Here is a 20,651-nt window from a genome sequence, read left to right on the forward strand (position 1 = left end):
TTTTAAAGGTTTTCAAGAGTATATAATTGGTCTTTGCGTTTTGTTCTATTCTTTGCTAAATCGCCTTGTATGACAATAGATCGCAATTATATCCGTAATTTTTCCATTGTGGCACACATCGATCACGGAAAGTCAACTTTGGCTGACCGCTTGATTCAAATGACAGGTGGTCTTGAGACACGAGAGATGAAAGATCAAGTGCTCGATTCTATGGATATTGAGCGCGAACGTGGGATTACTATTAAAGCGCAAACAGTGCGTTTGCACTATAAAGCGAAGAATGGTGATACATATATCTTAAATCTTATCGATACACCTGGGCATGTTGATTTTGCTTATGAAGTATCGCGTTCATTGGCGGCTTGTGAGGGTTCATTATTAGTAGTGGATGCAAGTCAGGGGGTGGAAGCACAAACATTAGCAAATGTTTATCAGGCCATTGATAATAATCACGAATTGGTTGTTGTGCTCAATAAGGTGGATCTTCCAGCTGCAGAGCCTGAACGAATTAAAGAGCAAATTGAAGATGTGATCGGTATCGATGCATCTGGAGCGTTGGAAATATCGGCAAAAACAGGTTTAGGTGTTGTGGATGTTTTAGAAGCAATTGTTATGCACCTACCTCCTCCCCACGTTGGCGATGTTACAAAACCACTAAAGGCAATGCTAGTTGATAGTTGGTATGATGTTTATCTTGGTGTTGTTGTTTTGGTGCGGGTAATTGATGGTGTGTTAAAAAAAGGTCAAACCATTCGTATGATGGGCACGGGAGCAAAATATCCCGTTGAACGAGTTGGAGTGTTCACTCCAAAAATGATACAGGTTGATGAATTAGGGCCAGGAGAGATCGGTTTTATAACTGCTTCTATTAAAGAAGTTGCAGATACGCGTGTTGGGGATACTATTACTGAGGAACGCCGCCCTTGTGAAGATATGTTGCCTGGTTTTAAACCTGCTCAACCGGTTGTCTTTTGTGGCCTTTTTCCAATTGATGCAGCTCATTTTGAAGATTTACGTGCAGCTATGGGGAAATTGCGCTTAAATGACGCGAGCTTTTCTTTTGAAATGGAAACATCGGCTGCTTTGGGTTTTGGTTTTCGTTGTGGCTTTTTAGGGCTGCTTCATCTTGAAATTATTCAAGAACGATTAGAGCGCGAATTTAATTTAGATTTAATTGCAACAGCACCTTCTGTTGTTTATCGCATGCATATGACTAATGGTTCTGTTGAGGAATTGCACAATCCATCTGATATGCCTGATAGTGTTAAAATTGTTTCCATTGAAGAGCCATGGATTCGCGCAACAATTATGACACCTGATAATTATCTTGGGGCGATTTTGGAACTTTGCCAAGAACGGCGTGGGGTACAAGTTGGTTTATCATATGTTGGGACGCGTGCCATAGTAACGTATGATTTACCTCTAAATGAGGTAGTTTTTGATTTTTATGATCGGTTAAAGTCAATTTCAAAGGGATATGCTTCTTTTGATTACCAAATGATTGATTATTCTGAAGGTGATTTGGTTAAAATGTCTATTTTAGTCAATGGAGAACCTATTGACGCATTGTCAATGCTTGTACACCGCACTATAGCAGAAAAACGTGGGCGTTCTATGTGCGAAAAGCTTAAAGATCTTATTCCTCAACATATGTTTCAGATTCCAATTCAAGCAGCAATTGGTGGTAAAATTATTGCACGTGAAACAATTCGTGCTTTACGCAAAGATGTGACAGCTAAATGTTATGGTGGTGACATTACCCGTAAACGCAAATTGTTAGAAAAACAAAAAGAAGGCAAAAAACGCATGCGTCAGTTTGGGAAGGTAGAAATTCCACAGTCAGCCTTTATTCAAGCACTTAAAATGAATAAATAATTTAAAAAGGAAAGTGTTTGCCTTTTTTGATTATTTTGTTTGATATAATGTTTGTCGAGAAAGATCTTTAAACAGTACTTTTAGTCGCGTAGGAGGTCATTAATGGATGTTTTTTCCCGTGTTTTTTGATCGACTCGTTTGACAATGACAGCACAATAAAGGTTGGGACCTATTTCACCGTTGGGTAGTGGTTTTCCAGGAAGAGAACCTGGAACAACAACTGAATAGGCTGGTACTTCACCTATAAAGATTTCGCCTGTTGTACGGTCGATAATTTTTGTAGATTTTCCAATAAAAACTCCCATACCTAAAACAGCGCCTTCACGAATAATGCAACCTTCAACTATTTCAGAACGTGCACCGATAAAACAATGATCTTCAATAATTGTTGGGCCTGCTTGCAGTGGTTCTAAAACACCTCCAATGCCGACACCACCAGAAAGATGAACATGCTTACCAATTTGAGCACAAGAACCAACAGTAGTCCACGTATCAATCATTGTTCCTTCATCTATATAGGCACCAAGGTTAACAAAAGATGGCATTAAGATGACATTGGGCGCAATATAAGCAGAGTGGCGTACAATTGCTCCGGGAACTGAGCGGAAATTGGCTTGTTTAAAATCATCTTCTTGCCATCCAGAAAATTTTGAAGGTATTTTATCCCACCAACACGATCCATTTGTTTCACCAGAAATGATGCGCATAGGATTGAGTTTAAACGATAGAAGAATAGCTTTTTTTAACCATTGATGAATATGCCATTGACCATCTTCTTGGCGTTTTGCTACGCGGACTTCACCTTTGTCTAGAAGATTTAATGCATGTTCAACGCTATCACGAATTTCACCTTTTGTAGAAGTATTAATAGAATCGATATTGTTAAATGCTTTTTCAATAATCGTTTCAAGTTGTGTAAGATTGGTCATTGCCAAAGTTCCATTAAGCAAGTTGAAAGCATAAAGATTTATTGTTTATGGCCTACGTGAAGAAATGTGTGTAGTCAATAAAAGGGTTTTAAAAGAGTGTAACAGGTACAGGTATATAAAAAAAGGCTATAAAAGAATGGTAAAAAAAGAAGAAAAAAATAATACGCTATCTTCCTGTGCAAAAGAAGTTGGGCGACAAATGGATACAATATCTGACACACCACAGATGCGTTCACTTACTTACCGTATAGCTTATATGGATCAGGAATTTATGATGCGTCCTGAATTGCGTTCACAGCGTCTTGGTCTTGAGTTTTTAAAATCAGAAATGGTTTTTCAAGAATGTGGCATTCAATCAACTGTTGTTTTATTTGGTGGGGCACGTATTCCTGAACCTGGGCAAGAAGCATGGGCAGCAAAAAATCAACAACAAAAGAATAATTTGCAAAATATGTCTCATTATTATGATGAGGCAAGAGAGTTTGCGCGTTTGTGCTCGCACTATTCTTCTACCACAAAATATCGCGAATTCGTAATTGCAACGGGGGGAGGGCCTGGGGTAATGGAAGCAGGAAATCGTGGTGCTGATGATGTTGGGGCACCAACGGTTGGTTTGAATGTTTCTTTGCCTCATGAACAATGGCCCAATACTTATGTGACACCGCATTTGTGTTTTAATTTTCATTATTTAACAATACGAAAAATGCATTTTTTAATACGAGCGAAAGCATTGGCGATTTTTCCTGGGGGATTTGGCACTTTGGATGAGCTGTTTGAGGCAATAACTTTAATGCAAACAGGTCGTATGAAAAAGGTTCCTATTTTAATATTTGGGAAGGAATTTTGGAACAATGTTATCAATTTTGATTATTTGTCCACTCAAGGCATGATTTCTCCTTCTGATGTTGATCTTTTCACGTTCGTCAATACAGCAGAACAAGCTTTTGAAGTAATTCGTTCTTTTTATAAGTTGGGTTGATAGCTTAAGAAGACGTTTTTAAAATAGTTAATAATCAATTTTCATCAAATAAAGACCTGAAGGAGGTGCGACCATGCCACAGCGTGCACGATCCTTGGCATTAAGAGCTGCTTCAAGATCTTGAGCTGTCCATTGTCCAGTACCAACTTTCACAAGACTTCCTGTAAATGAACGGATTTGATGGTGAAGAAAAGAGCGAGCCTGTGCATAAAGGAGAATTTCTTCTCCTTTTCTGTACACATCTAAGCGTTCAAGGGTGCGAATAGGGCTTTTAGCCTGGCAGTGGGCTGAGCGGAAAGTAGTAAAATCATGCTGTCCCACGAGCTTTTGAGCTGCTTCATGCATAGCATCCGCATTAAGATGTTTTGGCAGCCACCACACACGTTTAACGTTTAGAGCTGGTGGTGAACGACGATTGAGAATTTTAAAAAGATAATAGCGTTTGGTTGCGCAAAATCGTGCATGAAAACTATCTGGGACATTTTGTACATTTAAAACAGCAATATTTTCACCTTGTTGCTGCAAATGAGCATTAAGTGCATTATGTACAGTATTAGCATGCCAGTTTTTCATAAAATCAACATGCGCAACTTGTTCTATAGCATGAACACCAGCATCGGTTCTACCAGCTGTAACGATGGTCAATTTTTCGCCGCTAAAGTTAAAAATAGCTTGTTCAATAGCACCTTGTATAGTGCGCAGCCCTGCTTGACGTTGCCAACCAGCATAATTTGAACCATCATATTCAAGAGTAAGTTTAAAACGTACCATATCAAAAAACTGCAGAAATGTTGGTTCCCCGCAAAAATGTTGGACTATCAAGAATTTTACCGCCAGATCGTTGGAGGTGAGTTATTTCTATTTGTCCTTTTCCGCAATGGATAATCAGATTTTTTTCTTCTATTCGACCAATTTCAAGTGAGACACCTTCTACTACGCGACTTCCAAGAATTTTCACCCGTTCTTGTTTTCCACCAATGTTCATAATGCACCAGCAACCAGGAAAAGGGGAGAGAGCGCAGATACATTTGTGGATGGATTGTGCAGATTGCGTCCAATCAATTCGGGTTTCTTCTTTTTTAATTTTGGCAGCATAGGTTACCCCTTCCAATGGTTGGGGGGTAAGTTTGAGTTGGTTTCTTTCAAGAGTTGATAGAGCTTCTACTATGAGCTTTGCTCCTATATGTGAAAGCTTGTTTGAAAGTTCATGAGCTGTCATATTATCGGTGATAGTGATTGAACGGGATAAAGCGATAGGCCCTGTATCTAGCCCTTCATCCATTTTCATAATCATGATTCCAGTTTCTTGGTCACCAGCCATAATCGCACGTTGAATAGGGGCTGCACCACGCCAGCGCGGTAATAATGAGGCATGAACATTCAAACAACCAAAGCGTGGTGTTTCAAGAATAGCTTTTGGTAAAAGTAATCCATAAGCTGCAACAACAGCAACATCAATAGATAATGCTGCAAACCGATCTTGTTCTTCAGATGTTTTGAGACTTTGAGGTGTGAAAACGGGGATAGATTTTGCTTGCGCTGCATTCTGGACAGGGGAAGGAACCAATTTAAGACCACGCCGTCCCGCTGGACGGGGAGGTTGGCTGTAGACTGCTACAATATCATGACCAGCATCTAATAAAGCATGTAAAATGGGCACAGAAAAATCAGGTGTTCCCATAAAACCTAATCGTAATACCATTAAACAATTGCTTTCTGTGTGTCTTTTTCTTTTGCGCGTTTTTTTAATTTTCGAATTACCATATCGCGCTTGATTTTTGAAATGTGATCAATAAAAAGGCAGCCATTCAAATGGTCGATTTCATGTTGCAGACAAGTAGCCAAAAGATCATCTGCTTCAATTTCTGTTTGCTTTCCTTCACGATCACTATAACGAACACGAAGACGTTTAGGACGTTCAACTTGTGCATAATATTCAGGAATAGAAAGACAACCCTCTTTGTAGATATTACGTTCATCTGATAGCCATAAAATTTCCGGATTGATCACAACAAGCGGATTTTTAGGGGTATTGTTTTCAGCAATATCTATAACCAGCATACGTAATGGCACACCAACTTGAATGGCAGCAAGACCGATGCCTTGAGCGTGATACATGGTTTCCAACATATCGTCGGCTAGCTTTTGAATGGCTAGATCGATATGTTCGACAGGTTTTGAAACTTCACGTAGAATCGGGTCAGGTAGAGTAACTAAAGATTTCATTAGCATAGAAATAAATTAATCAATGGTTTATGACTGGTCAATATTGAATAAGAGATTCGCGCACTTTTTCGTAATAAAATCGCTATATTACTGTTATGTTTGATTCGTTTTTTTCTTTGATACTCTCAAATGAGCGCTTTTATGGATTTATAGTTTTATTTTTACTAGCCGGTTTTGTGGTTATGATGATTATACGCAGTAACCGGAAAAAGACTATTGAAGCGACTACACATGCGCATGAAATGCAAATGCAGATGGCTGCATTGTTAAAAACCCAAGCGGAAATGCAAGGGCGCATGCAGACAATGGCAGAAATTTTTGGTCAAAGACAGGCTGAATTAAATCAGTCTATTCGCGAACAGCTCAATGGGATGACAACTAATTTAGGTCAAACTCTCCAAGTGCAGACCAAATCTACTTATGAAAATTTGACTCGTTTGCAAGAACGTTTAGCAGTCATTGATGCAGCACAAAATAATATTCAATCACTTACTGGGCAGATTATTCAACTGCAGGCTATTTTAAACAACAAGCAAACACGCGGCATCTTTGGTCAAGGACGGATGGAAGCTATTATTTCTGACGCTTTGCCAGCTAATACTTATGTTTTTCAAGCGGTTCTTTCAAATGGAAAACAACCAGATTGTCTCATTCATATGCCTAATAAAGCACCAGCCCTTGTTGTGGATGCTAAATTTCCTCTAGAAGCTTGGAATGCTATGCGTAAAGCATCATCTTCTGAAGAACGAAAAAGAGCTGAACGCCAATTTCGCACTGATATGGATGTCCATATTCGTGATATTGCGCAAAAATATTTAATTCCCGGAGAAACACATGATACGGCTTTTCTCTTTGTGCCATCAGAATCAATTTTTGCAACAATCTATGAAGATTTTGAACCATTAGTACAAAAAGCCAATCGTGCGCATGTGATTATTGTCTCGCCATCTTTGTTGATGTTATCTGTTCAAGTTGTACAAACTATTATGAAAGATGCAAAGATACGTGAACAAGCGCATTTGGTTCAATCAGAGGTAGCAAAATTAATAGAAGACTTTGGACGGATGGATATGCGTGTTCGTGCTTTACAAAAACATTTTTATAAAACAGGCGAAGATATTGAGGCAATTTTAACATCGTCTTCTAAAATCATGAGACGTGCTAGCCGCATTGAAGCTTTCGAATTAAAAGAAAATGATTTTGTGTCAAAGCCAATAACAGCGCATATTCAGTCACAAACATTGCGTTTGAGTGATGAGTAGTAAAATAAGATTACTCAAGTAAATAGAGGATAATTTTATCTTTTATGAATTTGGTAAGAATTTGGAAGTATTTATACCACGTTTTAGCTTTTTATAAGGGAATACAGGGTGATGCGGCGCCTTTTATTATTGGGGACATTTGTATTTTTTTTAGGCAGTTGCGCAACAAAGCCTCCCACATATACAAATAATGCTTGTGCTATTTTAGCTCAAAAAAATGGCTTTTTTGATAATTGGAAAAAAGCTTCTAGAAATGCAGAAATGCGTCATGGAATTCCTGCATCTATTATTCTTGCAACGATTAATACAGAATCGGGTTTTCGTTATAATGCGCGCCCTAAGCGTAAAAAACTTCTTGGTTTTATTCCGTGGAAGCGTCGTTCAACAGCTTACGGTTATGCTCAAGCGCTTGATAATACATGGGCAGTCTATATCCGCTCTACAGGAAGATCTTCTGCACGACGGACTAATTTTGCTGATTCTGCAGATTTTGTTGCTTGGTATCATCGCCAAAGTGTTAAACGCAATGGTATTAACCCCAATGATGCGTATAGTCTTTATTTAAATTATTATATGGGGCATGGTGCTTATGCTCGCAATAGAGGTCGTTCTACTCCAGCGATTACAGAAGCTGCACAACGTATGGATAAAATGGCAAGACGTTATAATCAGCAATTAAGAACGTGTGGTTGGCGCTAGAAAGATTATGCAAATAGCCGGATCAAAAAGTTATTAAATATTTTGGGAAAATTCATGTTTATTGTGAATGATATACAAGCAAATGATTGATTGCTTCTGTTTTTGTAGATCAAATTTATCCTGTTTAGTTGAAGCTTTTTAAGTTTTAAAGCTCATATTAGTCGGGAAGATGCAGTTATTATCTTCAACAATAATTATCACAAAATACGCTTATTTTTCTCATTTTTAAAAAAGCTAATTTTCTGCAATAGCTTTTATAGCAAGAATTAAAGCGAGAATTATGACTGTAAAATAGTTATAACACTTAAGTTCATAGATTGGGCCATTTCATAATTTATCTTAAAATAATTTAGTGCAATGTGACAATTTGTAACTCATGTTCATTGGCACCTGCAAGAGCGATAGAGCGCTCATCGGATAAAATGATTGGGTGGCCCGTTTCACCAAAGAGAGCCCATACTGTAATTCCTGGAGTCATTGGCGGAAGATCTGGAAAATTTTTAGCTAGATCGTCTGTACAAACTTTTTTTAAATAAGCAATTTGTCCTTCATTAGAAGATGCTGAGTCTTGTAATGACAAGATTTGTTTATGCTCACTCATTTCATTGGTCCTTTATGCATTGACTTTTGTTATTTTCACTGCTGACTTGAATTAGATCTATTGCATTTAATAAATAAAGAATAATTGATAAAAGATTATTTTTCAACTTAGTACTCATGCTATACATATCTTTAGTGAGAAGAAAAGCGCATTGAAACTTATGCAAAGTTATACCATGATAGAAATATTGATAGTTTTAACTGTTTGCTTATTGTGAATAGCCAGTTGATTCTCTTCTAGAGGAAGCTTAAGCGTATTAAATTTTGTGCGATAACAGCTAGAGTTTACACGTATAGCTCTCCTCATTATTTTTATGAAAATACGCACTATTTATAATTAACGTAAGCTTTATTAGTTATGTCAATATATTGTGACGTTTTATTCCTTTTTCAAATTTAAAAAGAAAAGAATACAATATGTATCATTGTAATAGTTACTCTTTAAAGTGATTAATTGACAAATCTTTAAAAAGCATTTTTCATATTTCTTTTATGGGGGCCAAGTGTGAGCAATAACTTCAAAGAAAATGAGAAAGAAGGTTGATGACTGACAAGACAAGGCAATTGAGAAAAGCGCAAAAAGTCGTCGGAACATTATATAGAAAAGATGAAATTGCAGAAATCTTTCGCCGTTTTTCTATTCAGCGCCCTACTCCCAAGAGTGATCTTGTGTATACGAATGCTTTTACTCTTTTGATTGCGGTTATTCTTTCAGCTCAGGCTACAGATGTTGGTGTTAATAAGGTTACACAAGAGTTATTTCCTCTTGCGGATAGACCGGAAAAAATGGTTGCATTAGGAGAAGAGGGGATCGCATCTTATATCCGAACCATTGGTCTTTGGCGTGCAAAGGCCCGAAATATTTATGCACTTTGTTGCCTTTTAATTGATCAATATGATGGCCAAGTGCCTGATAGTCGCGAAGCACTTATGGCGCTACCTGGTGTAGGGCGCAAAACGGCTAATGTTGTTTTGAATGTTGCTTTTGGTCAACCTACTCTAGCTGTAGATACGCATATTTTGCGCCTTGGAAACCGCCTTGGTTTAGCACCAGGTAAAACACCAGAGGTGGTTGAAGAGAAGTTAGTGAAAATTATACCAGCTTGTTATATGCATTATGCTCATCATTGGCTTATTTTACATGGGCGTTACATTTGCAAGGCGCGTAAAGCACTTTGTACACAGTGCATCATTGCTGATCTTTGTAAAGCAGCAATCAAAACAAATGCTATTCCAGCACCCTTGGTTGAAGTTAAAGGGAATGGAGCTCCTGTTTTTTTTTAATACGGCCTTGCTATTTTATGTATACTGGCTTATGAAAACATGGTTGGAACCGCCCGGCAGGGCATGCCGTGGCTGTTCAAATGGCTTATTCAAGTTTTGATCAATTTGATCAAATTTAAACATATGGAGTAGCAAAATGCCCAAAATGAAGACCAAATCATCTGCTAAGAAACGGTTCAAGATTACTGCACTAGGTCGGGTGAAAGCAGCAGCAGCAGGCAAACGTCACGGTATGATTAAACGTTCTAATAAGTTCATTCGTGATGCACGCGGAACAATGATTCTAGCTGAATCAGATGCTAAAAAAATCACTCAGTATTATTTACCCAATGGCCTTTAAGCCTTGCACTTTTGATTCATAGGAGATTGTCATATGGCACGTGTAAAAAGAGGTGTTACAGCTCACGCTAAACACAAAAAAGTTCTTAAAGAAGCTGAAGGTTTTCGTGGTCGGCGTAAAAATACCATTCGTGCAGCTAAAGCAGCGGTTGATCGTTCAAAACAATATGCTTATCGTGATCGTAAAAACCGCAAACGTACTTTCCGTTCTTTGTGGATTCAGCGGATCAATGCAGCTGTTCGTGTAGAAGGTTTAACTTATGGGCGTTTTATTGACGGACTGTCAAAGGCCGGTATTGAGATTGATCGTAAGGTTCTGTCTGATATAGCTATTTATGAGCCCACAGCATTTGCTGCTTTAGTGGTTTCTGCAAAGAAGGCTTTAGAATATTTAAAAGACACAACGCCTAATGCTTTTGAAGGCGCTGTCAAGTAAGCCAGTTTGCGTTTTCTTAAAGCATTTATTTATTCAAGATTCCGCTCTGGTTATTACTGGTGCGGTTTTTTTTTAATGTAAAATAGGCAGAAATATGAATGATCTTGAACGTCTAGAACAAGAAATTTGTTCAGCTTTAGAAGCAGCCAATGATGAACAGGCACTTGAAGCGGTACGTATTGCGGCATTGGGCAAAAAGGGTAGCATTTCTGAAAGATTAAAAGCATTAGGAAAGATGAATCCCGATGAACGCTGTAAAGTCGGGCCTATACTTAATGGATTAAAAAATCGTATTTTAGAATTGTGGGCGCAAAAGCGCGATGTTCTCAAACGTCATGCAACAGCTCTACGCCTGTCTAAGGAAACAATTGATGTAACTTTGCCTGTTCGTTCTTCGCCTATAGAGCGTGGTCGTATCCACCCTATTTCGCAAGTGATTGATGAAATCATAGCTATTTATGCGAATATGGGCTTTTCTATTGCTCAGGGACCAGATATTGAAACGGATTATTATAATTTTACTGCACTGAATTTTCCTGAAGATCACCCAGCGCGTGAAATGCACGATACCTTCTTTTTTGATAAGGATGAAGCGGGGAATCGGAAATTGTTGCGCACGCACACATCACCAGTACAAATTCGTGTAATGGAAAAGCAACAAACACCAATACGCATCATTATTCCTGGAAAAACTTACCGTATGGATTCTGATGCAACGCATTCACCGATGTTTCATCAGGTAGAAGGATTAGTGGTTGATAAAACTTCCACTATTGCACATATGATGTGGCTTCATGAAACTTTTTGTAAAGCTTTTTTCGAAGTATCTTCGGTAAAGATGCGTTTTCGCCCGTCTTTTTTTCCTTTTACTGAGCCATCTATGGAAGTAGACATTCAATGTAATCGTTCCGGTTCAGAAGTGAGGTTTGGAGAAGGTCGTGATTGGTTGGAGATTTTAGGGTGTGGTATGGTGCATCCTCATGTATTAAAGAATGCTGGTTTTGATCCGGATGAATATCAAGGATTTGCGTGGGGTATGGGGATTGATCGTATGGCTATGTTAAAATATGGCATGCCTGATTTACGGGCTTTTTTTGAAACTGATCTGCGTTGGTTGAATCATTATGGTTTTCGTTGCTTTGATGTGCCTGCCCTTTTTACTGGCTTGAGCAATGTATAATTTTGTCGCGGTTTTCATGTGAGGTTATAAGATGAAATTTACATTGTCTTGGTTGAAGGATCACTTAGAAACAGATGCATCTTTAGATGAAATTTGTAATAAATTGACAGCTATTGGTCTTGAGGTTGATCATATTGAAGATTATGCTTCTTTAGCAGGTTTTGTGAATGCAAAGGTTTTAACAGCTGTAAAACATCCTGATGCAGATAAATTACAAATTTTGTCAGTAGATACAGGGTCCAGTACACCTGTGCAGGTTGTGTGTGGGGCATCAAATGCACGTGTTGGGCTTGTTAGTGTTCTTGCATTGCCAGGCACCTATGTGCCAGGGCTTGATGTGACATTATCTGTGGGTAAAATCCGCGGTGTTGATAGTTTTGGTATGATGTGTTCAGCAGCAGAACTTAAATTGTTAGATGAGCATGATGGGATTATTGAATTGCCAGAGGATGCTCCTCTTGGAGTGCCATATGCAGATTATGCAGGTTTGAATGATCCTGTAATTGATGTTGGGCTAACGCCTAATCGTTCTGATTGCACGGGTGTTTATGGGGTTGCTCGTGATTTAGCTGCAGCTGGAATTGGGCGATTAAAAGAATTATCGATACCGCAGTTTGACACCTCTTTTGAAACATCAGTTCAAGTCACTTTGGATTTTTGTCAAAATACATCACTATGTTTAGGCTTTTCTTGGCGCGAAGTACGAAATGTGCAAAATAGTGCATCACCACAATGGATGCAACGACGTTTGAATGCAATCGGTTTAAGACCGATTAATGCGCTGGTTGATATAACAAACTATATAAGTTTTGATCTTGGTCGTCCACTTCATGTTTTTGATGCCGATAAAGTTAAAGGGGCTTTAAGAGTACGTTGTGGTTGTGAAGGTGAACAGCTTCAAGCTCTGAATGGTAAAACCTATAACTTGAGTACAAAGGATTGTGTCATTGCAGATGAAGAAGGGGTTGTTGCTATTGCTGGCATTATGGGTGGTGTCAGGACAAGTTGTGATGAAATGACACGCCGTGTCATTATTGAATCAGCTCTTTGGGATTCACGTAGCATTGCACAGACCGGTCGCACATTAGGCCTTATTAGTGATGCGCGTTATCGATTTGAACGGGGTGTTGATCCTGCTTTTATGGAATCGGGGCTTGAGATTGCAACACAGTTGGTGCTGAATCTTTGTGGTGGTGAGGTATCAAAAGCGCAAGTTGTTGGCTACCAGAAGCCAGAAGTTAAACAGATCAGCTTTCCATTTTCTGAAATTAAACGTTTGACTAATTTAGAAATAGAACGTGGAAAAGCCATTGCTATTTTAAAACAGCTTGGATTTGGCATTAAAGGAGAAGGAGATGTGGTTACGGTCGAAGTGCCAACATGGCGCTTTGATGTTGTGGGTAAAGCTGATTTAGTAGAAGAAGTGATACGAATTTATGGGCTGGATAAAATTGAACCTATACCATTGAAAGATTTTACTGGGGGAAATAATAAAATTTTAACGTTCTCGCAAATTGCCTCACGTGTTGCTCGCCGGGCTTTAGCGTGTAGAGGCATGGTGGAAGCTGTATCGTGGTCATTTATTTCTGAAAATCAGGCGCTGACTTTTGGAGGTGGTCAAGCGCAGCTTAAATTGGTAAACCCTATTGCAACGGATATGTCGGTGATGCGCCCTTCTCTTTTGCCTGGTTTGCTTATTGCTGCACAGCGAAATGTTGATCGTGGTTTCCCGGATTTTGCTTTGTTTGAAGTTTCAAGTATTTATAAGGGCGATGCACCTGATGAACAACAATGTGTTGCTGGTGGTATTCGTCGTGGTACAGAAAAATTTGAAGGATCTGGGCGTTTTTGGAGTGGAAATGCAAAAACAGTTGATGTTTTTGATGCCAAAGCAGATGCATTGGCTGTTTTGGAGGCGTGTGGTATAGATATTAGCAAAGTACAAATTGGAACTGAAACACCTAATTGGTATCATCCTGGTCGTTCAGGTGTCATTAAGCTTGGACCAAAGGTTATTCTTGGTTTCTTTGGTGTTTTTCATCCTGATACATTAGAAAAATTAGATGTTAGTGGTCCTTTATGCGGTTTTGAAGTTTTTCTTGACCAAATTCCGGAACCAAAGAAAAAGGCAACAAAAATCCGTTCTCCTTTAAAGTTGTTACCTTTTCAAATGGTACGACGCGATTTTGCATTTGTGGTTGATAAAGCAATAGCATCTTCTTTAATTGTTAATGCTGCACGTGGGGCAGATAAAAAACTTATTCATTCAGTACAGATTTTTGATCTTTTTGAAGATCCAAGTCTTGGTGAGGATAAAAAGTCTGTGGCGATTGAAGTTGCTATTCAACCTGTTGAACGAACCTTAACAGATGAAGATCTTGAAGAACTTGCTTTGAAAGTCGTGGAAAATGTTACTAAAGCAACAGGTGCATGTTTGCGTTGCTGAGCTTTATGTTTTGCACAGTTGGTTGCTATTCTTTTGTATGAATTATTTTATACATAAAGCGCCTTTGGGTATTTTTTTGTTGAGTACTAGAGCGGTAAATATGGGCCTTAAATTAAAGGGCCAGGGATTTTTTTGAAATTGATTTTCATGTCAGTAGACTATTAATTGAAATTATAAACAGTTTTCGGTGTAAAAAAAATTTTTTAAATAACTGAAAATAACAGAAAAAAACCGTTATTTTGGATAATTTCTCGTTGCAAAGGTAAAAATTAACTGCTAATTGATAATGCAAATCATTTGCAATAGAAAGTAGATCGATGAAAGTAAAAACGTTTTTTACTGCATTTTTTTTAGGTTTAATCTTTTTAATTCCTAACTTAGCTTTGAGCGCTAACAAATTTAAAGCTGTTACAACGTTCACTATTATTGCTGATATGGCACGTAATGTAGCAGGTGATGTTGCTGATGTTGAATCCATTACTAAACCAGGTGCTGAAATTCACGAATATCAACCTACACCGCGCGATCTTATGCGTGCGCAAGGCGCCAATCTTATATTGTGGAATGGGTTAGAATTAGAGCTTTGGTTTGAAAAATTTTTTCAAAATATTAAAGATGTTCCAAGTGTTGTTGTTTCACAAGGTGTTGTACCCATCGCAATTGGCGAGGGGCCTTTTAGCGGTAAACCGAATCCTCATGCGTGGATGTCACCGACTTTGGCTTTGATTTACATTGATAATATTCGTGATGCCTTTGTAAAGTATGATCCTGAGCATGCTAACATTTATAAAGAAAATGCTGAAATCTATAAGCAGAAAATTCGTTTAAGTCTTGATCCAATCAAAGCTGAATTGGAAGCATTGCCAGAAGATAAGCGTTGGCTTGTGACCAGTGAAGGTGCGTTTAGTTATTTGGCTCGTGATTTTGGTCTAAAAGAGCTTTATTTATGGCCAATAAATGCTGATCAACAGGGAACACCACAGCAAGTTAAGCATGTTATTGATATGGTTCGCAAATACCATATTCAAGTCATTTTTTCTGAAAGCACCATTTCTGATGCACCTGCCAAACAAGTTGCAAAAGAAACAGGTGCTCGATATGGCGGTGTTCTTTATGTTGATTCACTCAGTGAAAAAGGCGGGGAGGTTCCAACCTATATTGATTTGTTACGTGTTACGAGCGCGCGTATTGCCCAGGGGTTATCTGATGGGGTGAAAGGTCAATGATTGAATCTGGAATATCTGTTCAAGATGTAACGGTGATTTATCGCAATGGGCATATGGCTTTGCGCGAAGTAAGTTTTGAAAATCCAATTGGTTCGATTGCTGCATTGGTCGGGGTTAATGGATCAGGAAAGTCAACATTATTTAAAGCCATTATGGGATTTGTGCAGCCTTCAAAGGGGAGAATTCGCATTTTAGGTTTGCCGGTTAAGAAGGCTTTGAAACAAAATCTCATTGCTTATGTACCTCAGAGTGAAGATGTTGATTGGGATTTTCCTGTTCTTGTTGAAGACGTTGTATTAATGGGGCGGTACGGCCATATGAATTTTTTTCGCTATGCGCGCGCGCAAGATCGCGAAGCTGTTCGTTCTGCTTTAGAGCGTGTTGATATGTTAGCGTTTGCTAAACGCCAAATTGGGGAGCTTTCTGGTGGACAAAAAAAGCGTGTCTTCCTAGCACGTGCTTTAGCGCAGGAGGCAAAAGCTATTTTGTTAGATGAGCCATTTACGGGAGTTGATATTAAAACGGAAGATAAAATTATCGCTTTGTTGCAAGACCTTCGTAAAGAAGGGGCGATAATATTAGTTTCTACCCACAATTTAAGTTCTGTTTTTGAATTTTGTGATCGTACAGTTTTAATAAAAGGAACTGTTTTAGCTTCTGGATTGACACAAATGGTTTTCACGCAGAAAAATCTTGAACGAACTTTTGGTGGTGCATTACACCGCTATAATATTGATTTCCAAGGTGGAAAAAAAGATAATATTTTTGCAGATGGTGAAGAGCCTTTATTTTTTGACTACGATCAAGAACGGAAGCACGTTTCATGATGTCTTGGTTACTTGAGCCATTCAATTATCAATATATGGTCAATGCAATGTGGGTCTCGGGGTTGGTTGGGTGTGTTTGTGCATTTCTTTCAGCTTTTCTAATGTTAAAGGGCTGGTCGTTAATTGGTGATGCACTTTCTCATTCGATTGTGCCTGGGGTTGCTGGGGCTTATCTTTTAGGATTGCCTTTTTCGCTTGGGGCTTTTTTCTCTGGTGGGGCTGCTGCTGCCGCGATGTTATTTCTTAACCATCGAACAAAACTGAAAGAAGATACGATTATTGGTTTAACTTTTTCTTCCTTTTTTGCTCTTGGATTGTTTCTCAAGTCATTAAAACCAATGGCTGTTAACATTGATACGATTGTTCTTGGAAATGTTTTGGCAATTAGTTCATCAGATATTATGCAATTAGTTTGTATTAGTGTTTTCTCTTTGTTGATATTATGCGCGAAGTGGAAAGATTTATTAGTTTCTTTATTTGATGAAAGTCATGCACGTGCTCTTGGATTGAATGTAAAGCTATTGAAAATTCTCTTTTTTACACTTCTTGCCGCTTGCACTGTTGCTGCTATGCAAACAGTAGGAGCTTTTTTGGTTATTTGTCTTGTGGTAACACCAGGGGCTACGGCTTATCTTTTAAGTGATCGCTTTGTGAACCTTTTGATAATTGCAGTAGTGATTGGAACATTTACAAGTGTACTGGGTGTTTATGTAAGTTATTTTTTAAATGCGCATACCGGTGGTGTTGTTGTGCTTTTTCAAGCGTTTCTGTTTATTATAGCTTTTATTTTTTCTCCAAAATACGGTTTTCTCGCTGCCCGTTTGCGCGTGAGAATGGCAAAAAAAATGTGATAACAACATGATAGATCAATTACTGCTCCCTTTTCAGCTTTCTTTTATGGTTAAGGGTATGACTATTACCGTTATTCTTTCCATTCCGATGGCTATGCTTTCTTGTTTCCTTATTTTAAAAGGGTGGGCGCTTTTAGGAGATGCGATTTCTCACGCAGTTTTTCCTGGTGTGGTTATTGGTTATATGACAACACCATGGGTGATAACATTTTTAGCCTCTTTGCCGTTTTCTTGGTTTCATCATTTACATCCAGCCAATGTTACGATGATTTTAATTGTTTTTGGTGCTTTCATTGCTGGTATGATTTGTGCCATCACGACAGGTTTTTTAGGGAGCAATAGCCGTATAAAACAAGATACGGTTATGGGTGTTGTTTTTTCGTCTATGTTTGGTTTGGGGCTTGTTCTAGCAACGGCAATTTATAGTAATTTGGATTTAAATCACATCTTATTTGGTAATCTTTTGGGTGTTAATTGGCTTGATATTACGCAGACAGCAATAATTTCTATTATCATCACTTTAATTTTGGGAACAAAATGGCGTGATTTTATGCTGTATATTTTTGATTCGATTCAAGGGCGTGCAATAGGATTACAGATATCAGTGCTCCATTATACTCTGTTAACAATGATTTCTCTCACGATTGTTGCGGCTTTGAAAGCAGTTGGGATTATTTTAGTTATTTCTTTGTTGATTGCACCAGGGGCAATTGCTTACCTTATTACTAAGCGGTTTTTTTCTATGCTTTTGATTGCTGTATTGGTTGCTGTTTTTTCTAGTTTTTTAGGAATTTATCTAAGTTTATTTATTGGTTCTGATTCTGCTTCTACGATTGTATTGATTTTGACACTAATTTTTACTGCTGTTTTTATATGGATTTTTGTTCAACAGGCTACAACTCGGGAAACGCAAGTATAATAGATCTTTGCATAGCAGCCATGCATTTTTGTGTGTTGTTTTAAATTTTTCTTTTTATTAAATGGAGTGGTGCTAGGTTATTTTCCTCCTAATGTCTAGCCGATGGATGCAGTATTTTCTCCTCCCAACACTGCATTCGTGATTAAGAGGCTGCATTGATTTATCGTGCAGCCTTTTTATTTTTAAATGTCCTAAAAACTTATTTTCATTTCTTGAAAACTTTTAAATGATCATCATATTGCATAAACTGTCCTATATTTTAGGCAATGGTCATTGTTGAAAATATGCTTGTTGATGAAGAGTGTTCAGCAAGATTATGTGCTAAAATATATAAAAGGCAAAATTTTACATTATGATATTTGGATGAGAGAAGAAACAGCAATAAATGATAGAAAAAGATTTTAAGATATCTCGCCCTTTACGAGTTTTCTATTCTATATTGGGTTGGGTGATGATTGTATTAGGTCTGATCGGTGTGGTTTTACCTATCATGCCAACCGTACCTTTTTTATTAGTTGCTTCATGGTGTTTTGCCCGTTCATCACCACGGTTTCATTATTGGTTGCATAATCATCGAATTTTTGGTCTTCCCATTAAGCAATGGGAAGAAAAGAGAATCATCTCACCTTTTGTTAAAATTTTTGCTGTGGTAAGTATGATCGGTGGCTTTTTATCATTTTTAATAATTGTACACCCTGCTTTATGGTTTGCTTCCTCCACTGCAATTCTTTTGTTGGTGATTGCTGTTTATATTGTGACACGCCCATCCTCATCTACGTCATCATCATTATCAAAATAAAAAATTTTATTAATTAAGTCTGTCTTACATTTTTCTTGTTTTATTGAGGCTATTTACAAAAAGTTTTCTGACTAAAAACACTTAAGATAAAGTTTTCATCTATCAATATCAATATGCACATTAGCTGTCATTTTCTAAAGTAGTACAGGCATGTTCGCTAGATAAAGTATACGCTTCGTGAAAAATTTATCATCAATAGGAATTGTGCGTGGATGCTTTATTGAGTGTTGATCAGATCATTTTAATAAGCAATAAGAGGCCATTTATGTAATGATATTATTTTTGCCTGTTATAAGAGAAATAGAAATAATATCTGCCTATTTGGTTTGGGCAATGATTTATTTCATAGTTGGTTTCTTTTTTATCTAATCAGTTAATGATTAAATCTTGATGGGTTTGGTAATGGATAATTCAGGATTAAAAAAATTCAAATAACGTTGTATTTCTTGTAAATCTCCAATGGCTTTTTCAGGATTATCTGAAAGTTTTACAGTTGGTCGGCCATTAGCATGAGTGGCTTTGCAAACAAGGGAAGCAGCTTCAAGATTTGCGATGTTTTGGGGTGCACAATTTTCAAAATCATTGGTGAGATTGGTTCCCCACCCAAAACTCATGCGTACTTTACCATGAAAGTGATGATAGGTTTTTTCAATTGTATCTACATTTAGCGCATCGGAAAAAATCAATAATTTTTCTCGTGGATTTTTTCCTTTTTCTTGCCACCATTTTATAATGCGTTCGCCTCCTTCAATGGGTAGAGCACTGTCAATTCTAAATCCTGTCCAGTCTGCTACCCAGTCTGGTGCGTTGCGTAAAAATGCTTCTGTTCCAAAAGCATCAGGCAAAACAATCAAAAGATTTCCACCATAATAGCGGTTCCAATTTTGCAGAACTTGGTAAGACGCTTGGTGCAAGTCGTTATCATTATTAGCAAGGGCTGCGATAACCATAGGTAATTCATGTGCGTTTGTTCCAAGAGCTTCTAAGTCTGTGTCCATTGCTAGAAGGATATTGGAAGATCCCACCAGAGAATTGCCAATTCCTTCTTTTAACGCTTCGACACACCAACGTTGCCATAAAAAAGAATGGCGACGTCTAGTGCCAAAGTCAGCGATGTTAAGATCAGGCAATTGTTTCAGGCGTTCAATTTTACTCCACATTTTTGCTTTAGCACGAGCATAAAGGACATCGAGTGCAAAACGACCGAGATTTTTCATTGCAGCGCGTGAACGTAATTCACTGATAATAGAAAGGGCAGGGATTTCCCACATAGAGCTATAAGCCCATGGACCATGGAAATGTAGAATATATTGACCGTCTTTGTGGGTTAATTCGTATTCGGGTAGTTGAAATTTTTCAAGCCAATTAAGAAAATCCGGTTTAAAAATTTGTTTGCGTCCATAAAATGTATTACCAGCAAGCCAGATTATTTCTTTTTTGGTAAAGCGTAAACTGAGGGCATGATCAAGCTGAGCACGTAGCTCACCTTCATCAATATCATTGGCAAGACAAATTGTTTTACTGCGGTTTATAAGTGAGAAGGTGACATGAACATTTGGGTAAAGTCCCCAAATCATTTGTACCATAAGAAGCTTATAAAAATCCGTATCGAGAAGCGAGCGAATAATGGGGTCAAGTTTCCATGTGTGGTTATAAACGCGTCTAGCGATATCTGTATGATTCATGCCCCTGTTCTTTCAGTTTAGTGAAATCTAAAATTGTTGCATATCAATATAATCATCATAAAAAATATAAAAACTATAACAACTTTATA

At 37.9% G+C, this 20,651-nt stretch carries 20 protein-coding genes; 14 read left to right on the top strand and 6 right to left on the bottom strand.

The genetic code is table 11. The annotated features are described in order from the left end of the window. The first annotated feature begins 69 nt into the window (after positions 1-69). Positions 70-1,875, top strand: a complete 1,806-nt coding sequence (gene lepA / locus GGR10_RS03735) for a translation elongation factor 4 (protein ID WP_182479977.1) — start codon at positions 70-72, stop codon at positions 1,873-1,875. An 80-nt stretch (positions 1,876-1,955) separates the two neighbouring features. On the opposite strand, the gene dapD is transcribed toward lepA, so the two are convergent. Next, the gene (gene dapD / locus GGR10_RS03740) at positions 1,956-2,804 is read right to left on the bottom strand and encodes a 2,3,4,5-tetrahydropyridine-2,6-dicarboxylate N-succinyltransferase (RefSeq protein ID WP_182479978.1); all 849 of its coding nucleotides are present in this window, start codon (positions 2,802-2,804) and stop codon (positions 1,956-1,958) included. A 199-nt stretch (positions 2,805-3,003) separates the two neighbouring features. Here dapD and GGR10_RS03745 point away from each other — a divergent pair, with 199 nt between their 5' ends. Continuing rightward, on the top strand, positions 3,004-3,783 hold the full coding sequence (locus GGR10_RS03745; RefSeq protein ID WP_422614138.1) for an LOG family protein: 780 nt from the start codon (positions 3,004-3,006) through the stop codon (positions 3,781-3,783). Positions 3,784-3,810: 27 nt separating this feature from the next. Here GGR10_RS03745 and truA read toward each other — a convergent pair whose 3' ends face one another. From truA to def, 3 genes are read right to left on the bottom strand one after another with little or no spacing between them, the layout of a single operon-like run. Beyond that, the gene (truA, locus tag GGR10_RS03750; protein WP_182479979.1) at positions 3,811-4,554 is read right to left on the bottom strand and encodes a tRNA pseudouridine(38-40) synthase TruA; all 744 of its coding nucleotides are present in this window, start codon (positions 4,552-4,554) and stop codon (positions 3,811-3,813) included. A gap of 1 nt (position 4,555) precedes the next feature. Further along, on the bottom strand, positions 4,556-5,485 hold the full coding sequence (gene fmt / locus GGR10_RS03755; RefSeq protein ID WP_182479980.1) for a methionyl-tRNA formyltransferase: 930 nt from the start codon (positions 5,483-5,485) through the stop codon (positions 4,556-4,558). Continuing rightward, complete coding sequence (def, locus tag GGR10_RS03760; RefSeq protein ID WP_034989926.1) at positions 5,485-6,015, bottom strand: peptide deformylase; 531 nt, start codon at positions 6,013-6,015, stop codon at positions 5,485-5,487. Before def ends, fmt begins: the two co-directional genes overlap by 1 nt. Positions 6,016-6,104: 89 nt before the next feature. Here def and GGR10_RS03765 point away from each other — a divergent pair, with 89 nt between their 5' ends. Together GGR10_RS03765 and GGR10_RS03770 are read left to right on the top strand one after the other, a co-directional pair. Then, on the top strand, positions 6,105-7,271 hold the full coding sequence (locus GGR10_RS03765) for a DNA recombination protein RmuC (protein WP_182479981.1): 1,167 nt from the start codon (positions 6,105-6,107) through the stop codon (positions 7,269-7,271). A gap of 111 nt (positions 7,272-7,382) precedes the next feature. Beyond that, positions 7,383-7,970, top strand: coding sequence for a transglycosylase SLT domain-containing protein (locus GGR10_RS03770; RefSeq protein ID WP_182480090.1), 588 nt, complete (start codon positions 7,383-7,385; stop codon positions 7,968-7,970). 349 nt (positions 7,971-8,319) lie between these two features. Here the strand turns inward: GGR10_RS03770 and GGR10_RS03775 are convergent, their stop codons facing one another. Then, positions 8,320-8,571: a BQ00720 family protein gene (locus tag GGR10_RS03775; protein WP_182479982.1), complete on the bottom strand. Its 252-nt coding sequence runs from the start codon at positions 8,569-8,571 to the stop codon at positions 8,320-8,322. A gap of 542 nt (positions 8,572-9,113) precedes the next feature. On the opposite strand from GGR10_RS03775, the gene nth reads away from it, so the two are divergent. From nth to GGR10_RS03825, 10 genes are all read left to right on the top strand, one after another. Beyond that, positions 9,114-9,854 (top strand): endonuclease III, encoded by a 741-nt coding sequence (nth, locus tag GGR10_RS03780; protein WP_182479983.1) that lies wholly within the window; start codon positions 9,114-9,116, stop codon positions 9,852-9,854. Between the two features lie 136 nt (positions 9,855-9,990). Continuing rightward, entirely contained in the window at positions 9,991-10,194 is a 204-nt protein-coding gene (gene rpmI, locus GGR10_RS03785; RefSeq protein ID WP_010700643.1) for a 50S ribosomal protein L35, read from the top strand. Between the two features lie 33 nt (positions 10,195-10,227). Beyond that, complete coding sequence (rplT, locus tag GGR10_RS03790; RefSeq protein WP_007476181.1) at positions 10,228-10,629, top strand: 50S ribosomal protein L20; 402 nt, start codon at positions 10,228-10,230, stop codon at positions 10,627-10,629. Between the two features lie 94 nt (positions 10,630-10,723). Next, a complete protein-coding gene (gene pheS, locus GGR10_RS03795) occupies positions 10,724-11,809 on the top strand; it encodes a phenylalanine--tRNA ligase subunit alpha (protein ID WP_182479984.1) in 1,086 nt (361 codons plus the stop codon). 31 nt (positions 11,810-11,840) lie between these two features. Then, positions 11,841-14,255: a phenylalanine--tRNA ligase subunit beta gene (gene pheT / locus GGR10_RS03800; RefSeq protein WP_182479985.1), complete on the top strand. Its 2,415-nt coding sequence runs from the start codon at positions 11,841-11,843 to the stop codon at positions 14,253-14,255. Between the two features lie 317 nt (positions 14,256-14,572). After that, positions 14,573-15,481 carry a metal ABC transporter substrate-binding protein gene (locus GGR10_RS03805; protein ID WP_010703237.1) on the top strand — a complete coding sequence of 303 codons (909 nt, stop codon included), beginning with the start codon at positions 14,573-14,575 and terminating at the stop codon, positions 15,479-15,481. Beyond that, positions 15,478-16,308, top strand: a complete 831-nt coding sequence (locus tag GGR10_RS03810) for a manganese/iron ABC transporter ATP-binding protein (RefSeq protein WP_182479986.1) — start codon at positions 15,478-15,480, stop codon at positions 16,306-16,308. The genes GGR10_RS03805 and GGR10_RS03810 overlap by 4 nt, the downstream gene beginning before the upstream one ends. Next, entirely contained in the window at positions 16,305-17,159 is an 855-nt protein-coding gene (locus GGR10_RS03815) for a metal ABC transporter permease (protein ID WP_281371266.1), read from the top strand. Before GGR10_RS03810 ends, GGR10_RS03815 begins: the two co-directional genes overlap by 4 nt. 7 nt (positions 17,160-17,166) lie before the next feature. Next, positions 17,167-18,078 (top strand): metal ABC transporter permease, encoded by a 912-nt coding sequence (locus GGR10_RS03820; protein ID WP_182479987.1) that lies wholly within the window; start codon positions 17,167-17,169, stop codon positions 18,076-18,078. A gap of 388 nt (positions 18,079-18,466) precedes the next feature. Then, positions 18,467-18,877 carry a YbaN family protein gene (locus tag GGR10_RS03825; RefSeq protein ID WP_182480092.1) on the top strand — a complete coding sequence of 137 codons (411 nt, stop codon included), beginning with the start codon at positions 18,467-18,469 and terminating at the stop codon, positions 18,875-18,877. Between the two features lie 380 nt (positions 18,878-19,257). On the opposite strand, the gene pncB is transcribed toward GGR10_RS03825, so the two are convergent. After that, positions 19,258-20,562: a nicotinate phosphoribosyltransferase gene (gene pncB, locus GGR10_RS03830; protein ID WP_182479988.1), complete on the bottom strand. Its 1,305-nt coding sequence runs from the start codon at positions 20,560-20,562 to the stop codon at positions 19,258-19,260. Positions 20,563-20,651 lie beyond the last annotated feature (89 nt).

Source organism: Bartonella chomelii, from assembly GCF_014138465.1.
GTDB classification, from domain to species: domain Bacteria; phylum Pseudomonadota; class Alphaproteobacteria; order Rhizobiales; family Rhizobiaceae; genus Bartonella; species Bartonella schoenbuchensis.

Coding starts and splice junctions, on each gene's coding strand:
- lepA (WP_182479977.1), top strand. CDS start 70: ATGACAATAGATCGCAATTATATCCGTAATTTTTCCATTGTGGCACAC.
- dapD (WP_182479978.1), bottom strand. CDS start 2,804: ATGACCAATCTTACACAACTTGAAACGATTATTGAAAAAGCATTTAAC.
- GGR10_RS03745 (WP_422614138.1), top strand. CDS start 3,004: ATGGATACAATATCTGACACACCACAGATGCGTTCACTTACTTACCGT.
- truA (WP_182479979.1), bottom strand. CDS start 4,554: ATGGTACGTTTTAAACTTACTCTTGAATATGATGGTTCAAATTATGCT.
- fmt (WP_182479980.1), bottom strand. CDS start 5,485: ATGGTATTACGATTAGGTTTTATGGGAACACCTGATTTTTCTGTGCCC.
- def (WP_034989926.1), bottom strand. CDS start 6,015: ATGCTAATGAAATCTTTAGTTACTCTACCTGACCCGATTCTACGTGAA.
- GGR10_RS03765 (WP_182479981.1), top strand. CDS start 6,105: ATGTTTGATTCGTTTTTTTCTTTGATACTCTCAAATGAGCGCTTTTAT.
- GGR10_RS03770 (WP_182480090.1), top strand. CDS start 7,383: ATGCGGCGCCTTTTATTATTGGGGACATTTGTATTTTTTTTAGGCAGT.
- GGR10_RS03775 (WP_182479982.1), bottom strand. CDS start 8,571: ATGAGTGAGCATAAACAAATCTTGTCATTACAAGACTCAGCATCTTCT.
- nth (WP_182479983.1), top strand. CDS start 9,114: ATGACTGACAAGACAAGGCAATTGAGAAAAGCGCAAAAAGTCGTCGGA.
- rpmI (WP_010700643.1), top strand. CDS start 9,991: ATGCCCAAAATGAAGACCAAATCATCTGCTAAGAAACGGTTCAAGATT.
- rplT (WP_007476181.1), top strand. CDS start 10,228: ATGGCACGTGTAAAAAGAGGTGTTACAGCTCACGCTAAACACAAAAAA.
- pheS (WP_182479984.1), top strand. CDS start 10,724: ATGAATGATCTTGAACGTCTAGAACAAGAAATTTGTTCAGCTTTAGAA.
- pheT (WP_182479985.1), top strand. CDS start 11,841: ATGAAATTTACATTGTCTTGGTTGAAGGATCACTTAGAAACAGATGCA.
- GGR10_RS03805 (WP_010703237.1), top strand. CDS start 14,573: ATGAAAGTAAAAACGTTTTTTACTGCATTTTTTTTAGGTTTAATCTTT.
- GGR10_RS03810 (WP_182479986.1), top strand. CDS start 15,478: ATGATTGAATCTGGAATATCTGTTCAAGATGTAACGGTGATTTATCGC.
- GGR10_RS03815 (WP_281371266.1), top strand. CDS start 16,305: ATGATGTCTTGGTTACTTGAGCCATTCAATTATCAATATATGGTCAAT.
- GGR10_RS03820 (WP_182479987.1), top strand. CDS start 17,167: ATGATAGATCAATTACTGCTCCCTTTTCAGCTTTCTTTTATGGTTAAG.
- pncB (WP_182479988.1), bottom strand. CDS start 20,562: ATGAATCATACAGATATCGCTAGACGCGTTTATAACCACACATGGAAA.